13 protein-coding genes are annotated in these 15,199 nt (G+C 72.2%); 8 read left to right on the top strand and 5 right to left on the bottom strand.

From position 1 onward, the window contains the following. The first annotated feature begins 8 nt into the window (after positions 1 to 8). From QSK36_RS17185 to QSK36_RS17170, 4 genes are all read left to right on the top strand, one after another. A complete protein-coding gene (locus QSK36_RS17185; RefSeq protein WP_079318906.1) occupies positions 9 to 1,304 on the top strand; it encodes an aspartate aminotransferase family protein in 1,296 nt (431 codons plus the stop codon). Further along, a complete protein-coding gene (locus QSK36_RS17180) occupies positions 1,291 to 2,784 on the top strand; it encodes a CoA-acylating methylmalonate-semialdehyde dehydrogenase (protein ID WP_285783076.1) in 1,494 nt (497 codons plus the stop codon). Before QSK36_RS17185 ends, QSK36_RS17180 begins: the two co-directional genes overlap by 14 nt. A gap of 73 nt (positions 2,785 to 2,857) precedes the next feature. After that, positions 2,858 to 4,054, top strand: coding sequence for an extracellular solute-binding protein (locus QSK36_RS17175; protein WP_285783075.1), 1,197 nt, complete (start codon positions 2,858 to 2,860; stop codon positions 4,052 to 4,054). Positions 4,055 to 4,391: 337 nt separating this feature from the next. Continuing rightward, entirely contained in the window at positions 4,392 to 4,826 is a 435-nt protein-coding gene (locus QSK36_RS17170) for a TetR/AcrR family transcriptional regulator (protein WP_352240418.1), read from the top strand. Between the two features lie 5 nt (positions 4,827 to 4,831). Here QSK36_RS17170 and QSK36_RS17165 read toward each other — a convergent pair whose 3' ends face one another. The 3 genes from QSK36_RS17165 to gabT form a co-directional block, all read right to left on the bottom strand. Further along, positions 4,832 to 5,926, bottom strand: coding sequence for a hypothetical protein (locus QSK36_RS17165; protein ID WP_285783074.1), 1,095 nt, complete (start codon positions 5,924 to 5,926; stop codon positions 4,832 to 4,834). 151 nt (positions 5,927 to 6,077) lie between these two features. After that, a complete protein-coding gene (locus QSK36_RS17160; protein ID WP_139576006.1) occupies positions 6,078 to 6,326 on the bottom strand; it encodes a hypothetical protein in 249 nt (82 codons plus the stop codon). 170 nt (positions 6,327 to 6,496) lie between these two features. Beyond that, a complete protein-coding gene (gabT, locus tag QSK36_RS17155; RefSeq protein ID WP_183535618.1) occupies positions 6,497 to 7,846 on the bottom strand; it encodes a 4-aminobutyrate--2-oxoglutarate transaminase in 1,350 nt (449 codons plus the stop codon). A 108-nt stretch (positions 7,847 to 7,954) separates the two neighbouring features. Between gabT and QSK36_RS17150 the strand changes: the two genes are divergently transcribed. Beyond that, on the top strand, positions 7,955 to 9,613 hold the full coding sequence (locus QSK36_RS17150; protein WP_285783073.1) for a PucR family transcriptional regulator: 1,659 nt from the start codon (positions 7,955 to 7,957) through the stop codon (positions 9,611 to 9,613). 6 nt (positions 9,614 to 9,619) lie between these two features. Here QSK36_RS17150 and QSK36_RS17145 read toward each other — a convergent pair whose 3' ends face one another. After that, positions 9,620 to 10,249, bottom strand: a complete 630-nt coding sequence (locus QSK36_RS17145; RefSeq protein WP_139576008.1) for a TetR/AcrR family transcriptional regulator — start codon at positions 10,247 to 10,249, stop codon at positions 9,620 to 9,622. A 218-nt stretch (positions 10,250 to 10,467) separates the two neighbouring features. Between QSK36_RS17145 and QSK36_RS17140 the strand changes: the two genes are divergently transcribed. Then, a complete protein-coding gene (locus QSK36_RS17140) occupies positions 10,468 to 11,913 on the top strand; it encodes an aldehyde dehydrogenase family protein (protein WP_285783072.1) in 1,446 nt (481 codons plus the stop codon). Positions 11,914 to 11,984: 71 nt separating this feature from the next. On the opposite strand, the gene QSK36_RS17135 is transcribed toward QSK36_RS17140, so the two are convergent. After that, positions 11,985 to 13,349: a S41 family peptidase gene (locus tag QSK36_RS17135; protein ID WP_285783071.1), complete on the bottom strand. Its 1,365-nt coding sequence runs from the start codon at positions 13,347 to 13,349 to the stop codon at positions 11,985 to 11,987. A gap of 87 nt (positions 13,350 to 13,436) precedes the next feature. On the opposite strand from QSK36_RS17135, the gene QSK36_RS17130 reads away from it, so the two are divergent. Together QSK36_RS17130 and QSK36_RS17125 are read left to right on the top strand one after the other, a co-directional pair. Continuing rightward, on the top strand, positions 13,437 to 14,090 hold the full coding sequence (locus tag QSK36_RS17130) for a response regulator transcription factor (RefSeq protein WP_285783070.1): 654 nt from the start codon (positions 13,437 to 13,439) through the stop codon (positions 14,088 to 14,090). Further along, positions 14,087 to 15,178: a sensor histidine kinase gene (locus QSK36_RS17125; RefSeq protein WP_183535627.1), complete on the top strand. Its 1,092-nt coding sequence runs from the start codon at positions 14,087 to 14,089 to the stop codon at positions 15,176 to 15,178. The genes QSK36_RS17130 and QSK36_RS17125 overlap by 4 nt, the downstream gene beginning before the upstream one ends. Positions 15,179 to 15,199: the final 21 nt, after the last annotated feature.

Below are 15,199 nucleotides of genomic sequence, written 5' to 3'. Positions count from 1 at the left end.
CTCGGAGCATGTCGGACCTTCTCGCACGCCATCGCGCGGTCATGCCGAACTGGATGGCCCTCTACTACAACGAGCCCATCGAAATCGTCGGCGGCAAGGGGAACCGCGTCGTCGACGCGAACGGGAAGAGCTACCTGGACTTCTTCGCCGGGATCCTGACCAACATGATCGGGTATGACGTGCCCGAGGTGCGGGAGGCCGTCGAGCGCCAGCTCGCCACCGGCGTCGTCCACACCTCGACGCTGTACCTCATCCGCAGCCAGGTCGAGCTGGCCGAGAAGATCGCCCGCCTGTCGGGCATTCCGGACGCCAAGGTCTTCTTCACCAACTCCGGCACGGAGGCCAACGAGACGGCCCTGCTGCTGGCCACCTACGCCCGCGGGTCCGACCAGGTGCTCGCCATGCGGCAGAGCTACCACGGCCGGTCGTTCGGCGCGGTCAGCGTGACCTCCAACCGGTCGTGGAAGAACAACTCGCTGTCGCCGCTCAACGTGCACTTCCTGCACGGCGCCGACCGCCACCTCGCGCAGTTCCGCGGCATGTCGGACGCCGACTACATCGCGGCCTGCGTGGACGACCTGCGCCACGTGCTCGCCACGGCCGTCACCAAGGACGTCGCCGCGCTGATCGCCGAGCCGATCCAGGGCGTGGGCGGCTTCACCATGGCCCCCGACGGGCTGTTCGCCGCGTACAAGGAGGTCCTCGACGAGGAGGGCATCCTGTTCATCTCCGACGAGGTGCAGACCGGCTGGGGCCGTACGGGCTCGGCGTTCTTCGGGATCCAGAACCACGGCGTGACGCCCGACATGATGACCTTCGCCAAGGGGCTCGGCAACGGCTTCGCGGTCGGCGGCATCGTGGCGCGCGGCGACCTCATGGACGGCCCGCACGCCGTGGGGCTGTCCACCTTCGGTGGCAACCCGATCTCGATGGCGGCGGCCAACGCGACGCTCGACTACGTGCTCGACCACGACCTGCAGGCCAACGCGGCGCGCACCGGCGAGATCATCGTCTCCGGGCTGCGCGAGGCCGCCGAGCGGCTGCCCGTCGTGGGCGACGTGCGGGGCAAGGGCCTGATGTTCGCGATCGAACTGGTCGATCCCGCCACCGGCGCGCCCGCCCCCGCGCTGGCCGCCCGCTTCATGGAGGAGACCAAGAGGCTCGGCCTGCTCGCCGGCAAGGGCGGGCTGTACGGCAGCACCCTGCGCATGGCTCCGCCGCTCACACTCACCGAGGACGAGGCCCGCGAGGGCCTGGGCATCCTCGTCACCGCTCTGGAGGCCGTCAACGATGAAGCGCGTTAACCACTGGATCGGCGGCGCCCGGACGGGCGAGGGCGGCCGTACGGCCGACCTGTTCGACCCGGCGACCGGCGAGGTGAGCGGTCAGGTGTCGCTGGCCTCGGTCGAGGAGGTCGACGCGGCGGTGGAGACGGCCGCGCTGGCCTTCCCCGCCTGGCGCGACGCCTCGCTCACCAAGCGCACCCAGGTCCTGTTCCGGTTCCGCGAGCTGCTCGACGCGCACCGCGACGACGTGGCCGCGCTGATCACGGCCGAGCACGGCAAGGTGCACTCCGACGCGCTGGGCGAGGTGGCCCGCGGCCTGGAGGTCGTGGAGTTCGCCTGTGGCATCCCCCACCTGCTGAAGGGCGGCTACTCGGAGAACGTCTCGACCCGGGTCGACTCCTACTCGATCCGCCAGCCGCTCGGCGTGGTGGCGGGCATCACCCCGTTCAACTTCCCGGCGATGGTCCCGATGTGGATGTTCCCGGTGGCGATCGCCTGCGGGAACACGTTCGTGCTCAAGCCCTCCGAGCGCGACCCCTCCGCGTCCCTGCTGATCGCGGAGCTGTGGCAGCGGGCCGGCCTGCCGGACGGCGTGTTCAACGTGGTCCAGGGCGACAAGGCGGCGGTGGACCGGCTGCTCGAGCACCCGGACGTACGGGCCGTGTCGTTCGTCGGCTCCACGCCCATCGCGCGGTACGTGTACGAGACCGGCACGGCCCACGGCAAGCGGGTGCAGGCGCTCGGCGGGGCCAAGAACCACATGCTCGTGCTGCCCGACGCCGACCTCGACCTCGTCGCCGACTCGGCCGTCTCGGCGGGCTTCGGCTCGGCGGGGGAGCGGTGCATGGCGATCTCCGTGGTGCTCGCGGTCGACCCGATCGGCGACGAGCTGGTCGAGAAGATCGTGTCGCGGGTGCGCGACCTCCAGATCGGCCCCGGGAACGACCCCGAGTCGCAGATGGGCCCGCTCGTCACCGCCGCCCACCGCGACAAGGTGGCGTCCTACCTCGACCTCGGCGTCGAGGAGGGGGCCAAGCTCGTGGTCGACGGCCGGGAGACCCCGGTGCGCGGGGACCGGGGGAACGGCTTCTGGCTCGGCCCGACCGTCCTCGACCACGTGCCGCCGAACTCCCGCGTCCACCGCGAGGAGATCTTCGGCCCGGTGCTGTCGATCGTGCGCGTCCGCTCGTACGAGGAGGGCCTGGAGCTGATCAACACCGGCGAGTACGGCAACGGCACGGCGATCTTCACCAACGACGGCGGTGCGGCCCGGCGCTTCCAGAACGAGGTCGAAGTCGGCATGATCGGCGTCAACGTGCCGATCCCGGTGCCGATGGCCTACTACAGCTTCGGCGGCTGGAAGGCCTCGCTGTTCGGCGACACCCACGTGCACGGCACCGAGGGGGTCCACTTCTACACCAGGGGCAAGGTCGTCACCTCGCGGTGGCTCGATCCCTCCCACGGCGGCGTGAACCTGGGCTTCCCGACCAACGCCTGACGCCGTAGGCGACGCCCCGGGCCGGTGGGGCCCAGTAGGCTCGGGGCGTCCGTCTTTCTCATGGGGGTCGTGCGTGCGCCGTACACACCTGGCCGCGACGGTCGCGGCCGTGGGACTGCTCGCCGCCGCCTGCGCCGGCCGGCCCGGGCCCGCGACGAAGGTGGCCACGCCGGGCACCTCGGCGGCCGCGGCGACGACGGCCTCCGGCGGCGCAGGTCCCAGCCCGTCGTCCGGCGGCCCCACGCCCACCCCGGTCGCGTCTGCCGGGCCGGGCGAAGGAACGGTCAGCGTGGTCGCGATCGACGGGTACGCCGAGTGGGGCGGCGTCGATCCCAAGGTCAAGTGGGTCGGCACGTTCGAGAAGGAGACGGGCTGCAAGGTCAGCCTGCGCTACTACGACCCGCGCCAGGAGGAGAAGCCGGGCGACTTCCCGCCGGCGTCGTTCGACGTGATCTCCGCGACGCCCGAGGTGGGCGGCAGGCTGATGGACGACGGCAAGGCCGCCCCGCTCAACACCGCTCTGCTGGACGGCTACGACAAGATCCCCAAGCGGCTGCGCACGCTGCCGTCGGTCACCCGGGGCGAGCGGGTGTACGGCGTGCCGTACGTGTGGGCGACCAACGAGATCCTCTACGACGCCGGCAAGGTCAGTCCCGACGGCCCGGAGTCGCTCTTCACGGACAAGGGTCCCGTGATGCTCCGGGACCGTCCGCTGTCGCTGGCCGACGCCGCGCTGGTGCTCAAGGCCCAGGGCACGGACATCGGCGAGGACATCAAGGACCCGTTCGACCTCACCGACGCCCAGCTCGACGCCGCCGCCAAGCTGTTCACGTCCGACGAGGACGGCCGCCGCGTCTTCTGGCGCGATCCCGTCGAGGTCGTCCAGGGCTTCGCGACCGGGTCCGTACGGCTCGCGCAGGCCACGCCGTACCATCTGGACGTGCTCAGGCGGGGGCACAAGCCGGTCAGGGCGCTGACGGACCGGCCGGTGACCGGATGGGCCGACGCGTGGATGATGTCGGCCCAGGCCCCGCATCCCTCGTGCGCGTACAAGTGGCTCGGCTTCACGATGTCGGCGGACGTGCAGCGCAAGGTGTCGGCCTGGATGGGCCTCGCTCCGGCCAACCCCGAGGGGTGCACCGGCGCGGCCCGCCGGATCTGCGCGGACTACCGCGCCGGCACCTCCCGGGCGTTCCAGGGCGTCTACTTCGCGGTGCGTCCCGAGGCGTACGACAAGTGGGTGGAGCGCTGGTCGCGGATCGTGTCCTGATCCGTGTCTTTGGATCCGCGTCTCCTCATCCGTGTCTCCTCATTTGGGCCGCGAACGTCCAGGGGTGGGCGGGTATCCATCGGTGCACGCGTGGGGAAGACGGTGCAGGCTAGCGGCCAGAACACCAGCCAGACCACCATGGCGAACGTCAGGCGACCGGCCCACTCCAGGAGCGCCGCCCCGCGTCCGAGGTCGCCGATGACCACGACGCCGGCCAGCAGCAGGCCGCAGGCGACGGCCCAGCCGATCATGCCCTTGCCCCAGGCGTGCCATTCGTATCGGGCACGCTCCCTGCCGTAACGCTTGCGCCGGTCGGGCGGCGGCCCCCGGCGTAGCGGTGGGCGAACCTGACGTCGGCAACCGGGTGCGGCGGGAGGAGATCGCCGAGGCGTTGTGGCGGGTCGTCCGCCGGGACGGCGTGGGCGCCGCCACCGTCCGCAGCATCGCGGCGGAGGCCGGCTGGTCACCGGGCGCGCTGCGGCACTACTTCTCGACCCGGGCGGAGCTGCTCGCCTTCGCGATGGAGCACGTCATCACGCGGGTCCGCGCGCGTATCGAGACCACCGACTTCCGCGGGCCCGTCCGCGTCGCCGTCCGCGCGCTCGCCGAGGAGGGGGAGCTCGCCGGCCATCGGGACGCCGAGTTCGAGGCGGCGCGGCTACACGCCCTCATCGACGGTCTGACCATCCACGTCCTGGCCCGGCCGGATTCGATGCCGCCGGACCGCGTGAGCGCCGTGCTGGCCGCCCATCTGGAGGATCTGGCGACCTGAGGACGTCACGAGGCCGGGGGAAGCTTCGCGACCGCGGCCTGGAGGGCCGGCCCGGAGATGTCGGCGAACCCGCCGCCCGGATAGTCGACCAGCCACACGTGCAGCATGTCGGTCTCCCCGGGCGGGTCGCAGAGGGGGCAGGTGTGGGAGTGCCACGGCGTGAGCGGGCCTATCGCCGGGCCCCGGGCGCCCGGCGGCATGACGAACACCGCGCCCAGCAGGGTCTTCCCCTCGTGGTAGACCAGCACCTCCGGCTGTGCCGGGTCGAGGACCAGGCCGTCCTGCAGCAGCGCGGGGTTGGCGAGCTGCTGGACGCCGTCGTTGTCGGTCCAGACCCGGTAGCCCGCCCGCTCCGCGTCCGCCGCCGTCGGCAGACGACCGGCGGTCTCCCGCCGTACCGCCGCCGCCAGGGCCTGCGCCGCGCTCGTCGCGGCGTCGGCCGCCACCACGCCCGCGCCCGGGGTGAGGGGCTCCTCGGCCGCCGCCGTGGCCGGCGGCTGCGCCGCCCCGTGGTGGTGATGTCCCGCGAGCGGTCCCGGCGAGGTCGTGGCGGGGCGCGCGACCAGGATCTCGTCGAAGGCCGTGGTGCCCCAGGAGGTGAAGCTGACGCCGACCGCGGCGGCGACCAGGCAGGCGACCACGGCCGCGCCCACACCTCCCGCTGACCGGCCCCGGCCGGTGGGAACGCCGATCGGCCGGCGGGAGCGGGCGCCGTCGTCGTCCGTGACCGACGCGTACGCGACGAGGGCCGGCGCGGCCGCCGCGAGCAGCGTCTCCAGGAGCGCCGCGAGCGCCTCGGGGGCGCCTCCGGGGTCGGGCGTCCACGCGTCGGGGCCGAGAGGAAGCCCGGCCGTCCTGCCGACCAGCCAGATCACGACCAGGGCGAGGTTGACGAACCCGCCGGTCAGCACCACCGCCTGTGTGGGACGGAGGAGCAGGGCCGCCGCCCAGGCCAGTTGCAGGCATCCCGCGACGGCGAACAGCGCGCCGTGCCCGGGAGACGCGGCGAAGTGGCCGGGGATCACGCCGAAGTGGATCGCGGCCGATCCTACGGCCGGCGCGGCCAGAGTCAGCGGCGGCGCGCCGCGCATTTTGTCCACATTGCGCATTATTGGGCGCAATGATCTCGTTAGGGAAGGCCCGAAAATAGGAGCAACCCGGCACTGGGGCAGACGCCGTGGATGGGGCACGCCGCGGGCCGACCACGGGCCGGCCGAGCTGAGCCGGGGTGAAACGGGGTGAAATGGGTGGTCAGGACATGGCCGCCCGGGAGCGGCGGGGCAGCGGCACCTTGCCCTCGGGGGCGGGCAGCAGGGCCTCGGCGCAGTCGTCGCAGGCGTGGACGGGGGCGTTGTCGGGCAGCATGCCGACCTTGACCCGGGGGCGGGGCCACTTCTTGTGGCAGACGACGCAGGCGTCGCCGTCGCGCTGCGTGGTGGTGAGGCCGGCAGGGTCGAACGTCAGCATGAGCCGCTCGGCGCCGTTCGGGTTCCAGCCCATCAAAGTCCCCCCTCGATCGCCTATCGGAACCGTTATAACGCGGTTACCCTTCGTGATCGGCGCGAGTCGGGCCAAGCGATGGTTAAATCGAGGCATAACGCAAGCCGTACAACAACAAAAGGGACACCTTGGAACAGACCGGGTGCCCCTTTTGGTGTTGTTCAAACTGTCTAGTCCACGTTGAGTGCCTTTTCCAGAATGGAGAGGCCCTCTTCGAGCAGGTGGTCCGGGATCACCAGCGGCGGCAGGAAGCGCAGCACGTTGCCGTACGTTCCCGCGGTGAGCACGAGCAGGCCCTGCTCGTGGCACCTGCGCGCGATCTCGGCGGCCGGGTAGGGCTCCTTGGTCCCCGGGACCACGAGCTCGACGGCGATCATCGCGCCGCGCCCGCGCACGTCCCCGACGATCGGGTTGTGCTCCTGGATGGCGCGCAGGCGGGGCAGCATGACCTCGCCGATGTGCCGGGCGCGCTCGACGAGCTTGTCCTGCTCGATGGTCTCAAGCACGCCCAGGGCCGCCTCGCAGGCGAGCGGGTTGCCGCCGTACGTGCCGCCGAGACCGCCGCTGTGGACGTGGTCGAGCAGGTCGGCCCTGCCGGTCACGGCCGCCAGCGGAAGGCCGCCGGCGATGCCCTTGGCGGTGGTGATGATGTCCGGGACGACGCCCTCGTCCTCGCAGGCGAACATGTGGCCGGTGCGGGCGAAGCCCGTCTGCACCTCGTCGGCGATGAAGACGATGCCGTTGGCGCGGCAGAACTCGACGATCTTCGGCAGGAAGCCGCGGGCCGGCTCGATGAAACCGCCCTCGCCCGCGATCGGCTCGATGAGCACCGCCGCGACGTTCTCCGCGCCGATCTGCTTGTTGATCATGTCGATCGCCTGGGCCGCGGCCTCCTCGGCGCAGTTGTCCGGGCCGGTCGGCCAGCGGAACGGGTAGGCGAGCGGCACCCGGTACACCTCGGGCGCGAACGGCCCGAACCCGTGCTTGTACGGCATGCTCTTGGCCGTCAGCGTCATCGTCAGCAGCGTGCGGCCGTGGTAGCCGTGGTCGAAGACGACGACCGCCTGCCGTCCGGTGGCGTGGCGGGCGACCTTGACCGCGTTCTCGACGGCCTCCGCGCCGCTGTTGACCAGGAACGTCCGCTTCTCGTGGTCGCCGGGCGTGAGCTCGTTGAGCTTCTCGCACACCGCGACGTACGACTCGTACGGCGCGACCATGAAACAGGTGTGGGTGAAGTCGGCGACCTGCTTCTGCACGCGCTCGACGACCCGGGGGGCGGCGTTGCCGACGTTGGTCACGGCGATGCCGGAGCCGAAGTCGATCAGCGAGTTGCCGTCCGCGTCGACGATCACACCGCCGCCCGCGTGGGTCACGAAGACGGGCAGCGTGGTGCCGATGCCCGGAGGCACGGCGGACTGCTTGCGCGCGAACAGTTCGCGCGACCGCGGGCCGGGGATCTCGGTGACGAGGCGGCGCTCCTGCGGGAGCTGCGGGCCGCCGTGCGTGGTGGCAGTGCTCATATCTCCGACGGTACGGCCGCCGCCTCCACCAGCCGATATGCCGCTATGTCAGAATGTAGGCGTACTTTTGGCCGGTGAGGACAAGCCGGGTGTTCGGGGGGAAGAGCAGTGGCACCCACGCTGCGCCGGATCGCCGCGATCGTACCGCTCCACCTGAAGGTGCTCGCCGGGCGGAACGGCTTCGACCGCCCCGTCCGCTGGGTCGCGGTGAGCGAGCTTGAGGACCCCACGCCGTTCCTCGAGGGCGGCGAACTGGTGCTCACGACCGGCATGCGCCTGTCCGCCGGCGACGCCGTGCCGTACGTCTCCCGGCTCGTGGCCCGGGGAGTCACCGGGCTGGGGTTCGGGGTGGGGCTGAGCCACGACGCCGTGCCGCCCGCCTTCGCCGAGGCGGCCGAGGCCGCCGGGCTGCCGCTGGTCGAGGTGCCGAGGGCCACGCCCTTCATCGCGATCGGCAAGGCCGTCAGCGACCTGCTCGCGGGGGAGCAGTACGAGGAGATCAGCCGCGCCTTCGCCGCGCAGGGCAGGCTCACTCGCGCCGCCCTCCAGCGGGAGGGGCCGGTGGCCGTGGTGGACCGGCTGGCCCGGGAGATCGGCGGCTGGGCGCTGCTGCTCGACCCCGCGGGCGCCGTACGGCACGCCGCCGACGCGACCGGCCGTCGCACTGTCGACAAGCACGCCGGTCCGGGTGACAGGCGCGGCGCGGCGGGGGACTGGGCGCGGGAGACGGCCCGGTCGCTGGAGCCCGAGGTCGCCCGGCTGCGGAGCGCGCCGTCCCTGGCGAGCCTCGCCTTATCCACCCCGGACGAGCACGTCGTGGTCCAGCCGCTGGGCCGGAGGGGATTCTTCGCGGTGGGGTCGCCGCGGCCGTTCTCGCCCATCGCGCACACGGTCGTCAACGCGGCCGGGTCCCTGCTGACGCTGGCGCTGGAACAGGGCAGGGAGCAGCGGTCCGCGGCGGCGCAGGTGCGGTCGGCGGTGCTCCGGCTGCTGCTGGCCGGTGAGGTGCGGGCGGCCGCGGAGACGCTGGCGGCCCTGGGCATGCGGCTGCCGGGGGAGCCGGTCACGGTCCTCGCCTGCGACACCTCCGATCCGGATGCGCTGACCGAGGCCCTGACCGGCACGTTCACCGCGCCCTGCGAAGGGCTGCTCGTCGTGCTGGCCCCGGACGCGCATGCCGACGAGGTCGTCGCGCTGGCCGCACAGCACGGCCGGGTGGGTGTCAGCGCGCCCGGTGTGGAGATCGCCCGTGCCGAGGGCCGCGTGGACAGCCGTTCCCCTGCGGACGGATCGGCGGCCCGAGGCGCGTCCCGCCCGGATCTCGCCACCGGGCTCGACCGTGTCTTCGAACGCGTTCCCGATCGTGCCTCCGACCGTGCCTCCGATCGTGTCCCCGACCGGGCCCTCGCCACCGCCCTCGACCGGGCCCTCGACCAGGCGCGGCGGGCACTCGTCTCGGCCTCACCGGTGGCGCGCTTCAGCGAACTGGCAGGGCGCGGGCTGCTGTCGCTGCTCGATCCCGCCGCCGCCGCGTCGTTCGCGGCGGCGATCCTGGCGCCGCTCCGCGAGTACGGCTCGCGTGCCGACCTGGTGGAGTCGCTGCGCGCCTACCTGGCCAGCAACGGCCATTGGGACGCCGCGGCGCAGCGCCTGGGCGTGCACCGGCACACGCTGCGCTACCGGATGAAGCGGGTGAGCGAGCTGCTCGGGCGCGATCTGGACGATCCCGCGGTGCGGGCCGAGCTGTGGATCGCGCTGTGCCTGTGACGCCGGTCAGGCCGAGGGGCGCGCGAGGAAAGCGCGGACGGCGGCGTCGGTGACGATCTCGTAGGTCTTGCCGTCGGGCAGATGCCCGGCACGTTCCAGGCTGAGCGCGCCCTGAGCCGCGGCCCACAGCGCGTCGGCGATCTTCCTCGGCTGGGTGGGCACGAGGTGACCGGCGGAGATGCAGTCGGCGATCACCCGGTCGACGATGTTGAGCGCGGCCCTCGCGAGCGTGCGAGCGCGCTCGCTCGGCACGAACCCGGGGATGGCCCGTTCGAACATGAGGCTGTAGTAGCCGGGCTCGGCCAGCGCCGCCTCCCGGTAGGCGGGACCGAGCAGGCTCAGGTGCTCCAGCGGGTCGTTGCGCTGCGGCACGGCCTCCAGCCTGCGCCGAAACCGCTCGAAGCCCTCCAGGTAGAGCGCTTCGGCCAGGCCCTCCTTGCTGCCGAACATCGTGTAGATGACCTGGGTGGAGCAGCCGGCCTCGGCGGCGATCCTGCGTACGGTGAGGCTCTCCGGCCCGGCCTTGGCGAGCAGGTCGTTGGCGACGTCGAGGAGACGGGTGCGTAACTCGTCGTAGTTGCTGCGATGGCCGCGTGCGTAGGCACCCTGAAGACCGAGCGGCGCCGGCGTACCCATCAGCGACGAGCCCTTCTCATATTGGGGGTCCCGCGACAGACCCGGATGATGACTTAACCATGCCGCTCGGCTTTCAAACCGCAGTGAAACAGAAAACATCATGAAATTGCCGCGCATCTGTGACATGTGAGTAGTTGTCCATGATGGCGCGACAGGGGACGGTGATTGGCCCGTCCGGAGTAGCGACCGGCTCCCACCAGCTGGCATAGCGTGAAGACATGGACGTAGGCCGCACTTCCGAACCCCGCCCCTTCTGGCTCGCCGGGCGCCCCGCGACGGGGGACGCCGAGCAGGCCGTGACCAATTCTCACGACGGCCGGGTCGTCGGCGTCCACTCGGTGCCGACTCCCGAGCAGGTAGAGCAGGCCGTGGCCGCCGCGGACGCCGTGCGCAAGCAGGCCGCCGCGCTGCCCATCCACGTCCGCGCCGAGGCACTGGCCCACGTGGCCCGGCGGCTGACCGAGCGCGCCGAGGAGATCGCCCGCCTGATCAGCGAGGAGAACGGCAAGCCGATCTTCTGGGCGCGCGGCGAGGTGGGCCGCGCGATCTCGACGTTCCGCTTCGGCGCCGAGGAGGCCCGCCGCTTCAGCGGCGAGGTGCAGCGGCTCGACACCGAGCCCGCCGCGCAGGGCCGGCTCGCCTATGTCTCGCGCGTGCCGTACGGCCCGGTGCTGGCGATCACGCCGTTCAACTTCCCGCTCAACCTGGTGGCCCACAAGGTCGCTCCCGCCATCGCCGTGGGCGCGCCCATCGTGATCAAGCCCGCGCCCGCGACCCCGCTGTCGGCGCTCGTCCTCGGCGAGATCCTGGCCGAGACCGACCTGCCGGAGGGCATGTTCTCCGTGCTGCCGGTGCCCAACGACCGCGCGTCGTCCCTCGTGGAGGACCCGCGGCTGCCGGTCGTCTCCTTCACCGGCTCAGGCCCGGTCGGCTATTCGATCATGGACAGTGTGCCGCGCAAGCACGTCACGCTGGAACTCGGCGGCAACGCCGCCGCGGTCGTGCTGGCCGACGCCGACCTCGAGTGGGCGGCGAGCCGCGTGGCGCTGTTCTCCAACTACCAGGCGGGCCAGAGCTGCATCGCGGTGCAGCGGGTGATCGTGGAGGACGCGGTCGCCGACGCGTTCACCGACAAGCTCGTCGCCGCCGTCGGCTCGCTCGTGACGGGCGACCCCGCGGACGACAAGACGCAGGTCGGCCCCCTCGTCAGCGAGGACGCCGCGATCCGCGTCGAGAGCTGGGTCAACGAGGCCGTCTCGGCCGGGGCGCGCCTGCTGGCGGGCGGCACCAGGGACGGCGCGACCGTCGCCCCCACCGTGCTGGCCGACGTGCCCGCCGACGCCAAGGTGGCCCGCGAGGAGGTCTTCGGGCCCGTCATGATCGTGCAGCGGGTCGCCTCGGTCGACGAGGCGTTCGCCGCGGTCAACGACTCCCGGTACGGCCTGCAGGCCGGGGTCTTCACCCGCAGCCTGGACGTCGCCTTCCGGGCCAACCGCGAGCTCGAGGTCGGCGGCGTCATCATCGGCGACGTGCCGTCCTACCGGGCCGACCAGATGCCGTACGGCGGGGTCAAGGAGTCGGGCGTGGGCCGCGAGGGGCTGCGTTCGGCCATGGAGGACCTCACCTACGAGAAGGTCATGGTGCTCACCGGCCTCACGCTGTAGAACCACGTGTCCGAGGGGGCCCGGGAGACCACCGTCTCCCGGGCCCCCTCGTCGTGGGAGGCCTGGCGACTTCAGAGGAGACTCAGCGCCTTGGCGAGGCCGGGGTCGCGGCCCGTGGCCAGATCGAGGGCCGTCATGGGGGCGTAGTGGTCGACGGGGACGCCGACGGTGTCGATGATCTCCCGGGCCGGCCCGAGGTGCCGGACCTTGGGCAGCAGCAGCACGCTGTTGTCGTCGAGCAGGTACGCCTCGGCCGGGCCGGAGACGGCCCCCGCGGTGCGGGTCCCGACGAGGGTGCCCAGGCCGTTGTCCTTCACGGCCCCGCTGAAGTCCTCGCAGGCCGAGGCGCACGCGCGGTCGGTGAGCACGATCAGGCGCAGCCCGAGCAGCGGGACGGAGTCGTCGGTGTGGTTGGCCGTGCAGTCACCCTTCAGCGGGCAGAAGTAGCTCGTGACCTTGCCGTGCGCGAACGCGCCGAGCAGCCGCGTCACCTCGCGCGGCGACCCGCCGCCGTTGCCGCGCACGTCGATGACCGCGGCCTTCGTCGTGTCCTTCAGCTTGGCGATGACCTGGTCGGCCGCGCCCTGGAAGAACCCGGGCACCTGGACGTAGGTGACGCCGCCGGGGAGCGTCTTCGACGTCACCGCCCGCTCCTGCTCTTCGAGGGGACCCTCCGTGAGCTTCACGGTCCGGACGCGTCCCGTCGTGGGCCGCTTCAGCGTGAGCCGTACGGTGCTGGAGGCGAACGTGTCGATGAGGCTCTGGTTCACCTTGTCCCCGATGAACGCCGGTATGCCGTCGACCTTCTCGATGATGTCGCCGGGCCGGATGCCGGCCTTGTCCGCCGGGCTGCCGGGCAGGACGCGGGTGATGAACAGGGGCGGCCGGGCGGCCGGGTCCAATCGTGGGCCCTGCGCGGCCGACAGACCGGCGATGCCCGTCCCCACCGGCCCGTCCTCCGACGGGGGAGTGATCTTCTCCACCCGGGCGTGGTTGTCGTGGAGCCCCGCGACCATGCCGGTGATCGCGGCGTGCAGCGCCGCCGGGTCGCCGGTGCCGATCATGTCGGCGAACGCGGCCCAGTCGGCGTCGCGGTTCCCCGTCAGCGCGGGCAGGCGGAGGCCGGCCCTGTCGGCCCCCCGACGCATCAGCTCCTGGGTGTACGCCGCGAGGGCGTCCCGCAGCAGGACTTTCGAATCCAGCACGGGCCCGCTGTAGTAGTTGTCCAGCACGCACTCGTACGCCTGCCGGAGCGTGTTCACCGACGTCGGCGGCGCGGACTCGGGCGGCGGCGCGGTTATCCGGGCACACGCGCCGTCCGTGGTGGCCTGCACGGTGGCGGCCTGCACGGTGGCGGCCTGCGCGGCAGGGGCCGGGAGGGAGGCGGACAGGGTGCCGGCCGTCAGCAGGACGGCGGCGCAGACAGTTCTGATCATGGCCGTCAGCGTGGCCGCCGACGGGTTGCACGGCCGTGAACGACACCGTTAACGCCACTGTTACCGCACCTGCGGTACGAACGAGGCATGCGGGTTCTCGTGGCCGAAGACGAGCGCGATCTGGCCGACCTCGTCGCGATGGGACTGCGCCGCCAGGCCATGGCGGTCGACGTCGTGTACGACGGCGCCGCCGCGGCCGAGCGGCTGGCGGTCAGCGACTACGACGTCCTCGTGCTGGACCGCGACCTGCCCGGGCTGCACGGCGACCTCGTGTGCCGCGAGCTGGTGGCGCGCGGGAGCCGTACGCGGATCCTGATGATGACGGCGGCGTCGTCGGTGCCGGAGCGGGTCGCCGGCCTCGGCATGGGAGCCGACGACTACCTGCCCAAACCCTTCGACTTCACCGAACTGGTCGCGCGGGTGCGGGCGCTGGGACGGCGCAGCCGGGACCAGGTGCCTCCGGTGCTGACCCGGCACGGGATCGTGCTCGACACGCACCGGCTCCAGGCGTCCAGGGACGGCCGGCACCTGCACCTGTCGCTCAAGGAGTTCGCCGTCCTGGAGGTGCTGATGCGGGCGGATGGCGCGGTGGTGAGCGCCGAGCGGCTCCTGGAGGAGGCGTGGGACGAGAACGCCGACCCCTTCACGACCGTGGTGCGGGTCGTGGTCAGCCGCCTGCGCGCGAAACTGGGCGACCCGCCGTGCATCCAGACCGTCCCCGGCGCCGGATACCTGCTGTGACGACGGTCCGCGTACGGCTCACGCTGATCTACTCGGGGCTCTTCCTGCTCACCTCCGTCGTGCTGCTGGTCATCGTCAACACGCTGTTGCGCATGGCGCTGCACTCGCGGATCGAGCGCCTTTCCCCGTCTCCCATGGGAGAGGCCCCGGCGGCCCCGGCCGCCCCGTTCCCCGGGTCGGAGGTGGAGCCGCTCCCGCCGCTGTCCGAGCTGGCGCGGGACGTGATCCACTATCAGTGGGACGTGAGCGCGCTGGCGATCGGGGTCCTGACTCTGGTGTCGGTGGTCGTGGGATGGGTGATCGCGGGGCGGATCCTGCGGCCTCTCCACCGGATCACCGCCACCGCGCAGCGGCTGTCCCTGTCCACCCTGCACGAGCGGATCGCCCTCGGCGGGCCGCGGGACGAGCTGAAGGAACTGGCGGACACGTTCGACGCCATGCTCGACCGGCTGGAGCGCTCCGTCGAGGGGCAGCGCCGCTTCATCGCGAACGCGTCCCACGAGCTGCGGACCCCGCTGGCCGTGCAGCGGACGGCGATCGAGATCGGCCTGCCCGAGGACGTCGGGGAGATCCGCGACAAGCTCCTGCTCCACAACCACCGCATCGAGAGCCTCATCGACGCCCTGCTGGTCCTCTCCCAGGCCGAGCACGGCCTGGAGAGGCGGAGCCGGGTGGCCCTGGACGAGGTCGTACGGCTGGTCCTGGCGGAGGGGGACCGCGGCGAGGTGACCGTCACGGCCCGGATCGAACCGTTCACCGTCCACGGCGACCCGGTCCTGCTCAACCGGCTCGTCACCAACCTCGTCGACAACGCCGTGCGCTACAACCACCCCGGCGGCGCCGTCGAGGTGACGCTCGCCGGGGGCGTGCTGACGGTCCGCAACACCGGTCCCGAGGTGCCGGCCGAACGCTTCGGCGACCTCTTCGCGCCCTTCCGGCGCCTGCACACGACGCGAGGGCAGGGCGCGGGGCTGGGGCTGTCGATCGTCGCCTCGATCGCGACGGCGCACGGGGCCGCCGTGGGGGCGCGCCCGAATCCCGGTGGCGGCCTCGAGGTCGCCGTGACGTTCCCGGCGGTCGTCCCTTAAGCCGTCCCATAAGTCGTTCCG

Origin of the sequence: Microbispora sp. NBRC 16548, from assembly GCF_030268985.1 — a bacterium.
Classification (GTDB): Bacteria; Actinomycetota; Actinomycetes; order Streptosporangiales; family Streptosporangiaceae; genus Microbispora; species Microbispora catharanthi.
Note: the sequence above shows the minus strand (reverse complement) of the source record. Positions and strands in the feature narration are given on the sequence as shown.

Bases quoted from the DNA above. Each gene is read 5' to 3' on its own strand.
- QSK36_RS17185 (WP_079318906.1), top strand. From the start codon at position 9: ATGTCGGACCTTCTCGCACGCCATCGCGCGGTCATGCCGAACTGGATG.
- QSK36_RS17180 (WP_285783076.1), top strand. From the start codon at position 1,291: ATGAAGCGCGTTAACCACTGGATCGGCGGCGCCCGGACGGGCGAGGGC.
- QSK36_RS17160 (WP_139576006.1), bottom strand. From the start codon at position 6,326: ATGGGCTGGAACCCGAACGGCGCCGAGCGGCTCATGCTGACGTTCGAC.
- gabT (WP_183535618.1), bottom strand. From the start codon at position 7,846: ATGAGCACTGCCACCACGCACGGCGGCCCGCAGCTCCCGCAGGAGCGC.
- QSK36_RS17145 (WP_139576008.1), bottom strand. From the start codon at position 10,249: ATGGGTACGCCGGCGCCGCTCGGTCTTCAGGGTGCCTACGCACGCGGC.
- QSK36_RS17140 (WP_285783072.1), top strand. From the start codon at position 10,468: ATGGACGTAGGCCGCACTTCCGAACCCCGCCCCTTCTGGCTCGCCGGG.
- QSK36_RS17135 (WP_285783071.1), bottom strand. From the start codon at position 13,349: ATGATCAGAACTGTCTGCGCCGCCGTCCTGCTGACGGCCGGCACCCTG.
- QSK36_RS17130 (WP_285783070.1), top strand. From the start codon at position 13,437: ATGCGGGTTCTCGTGGCCGAAGACGAGCGCGATCTGGCCGACCTCGTC.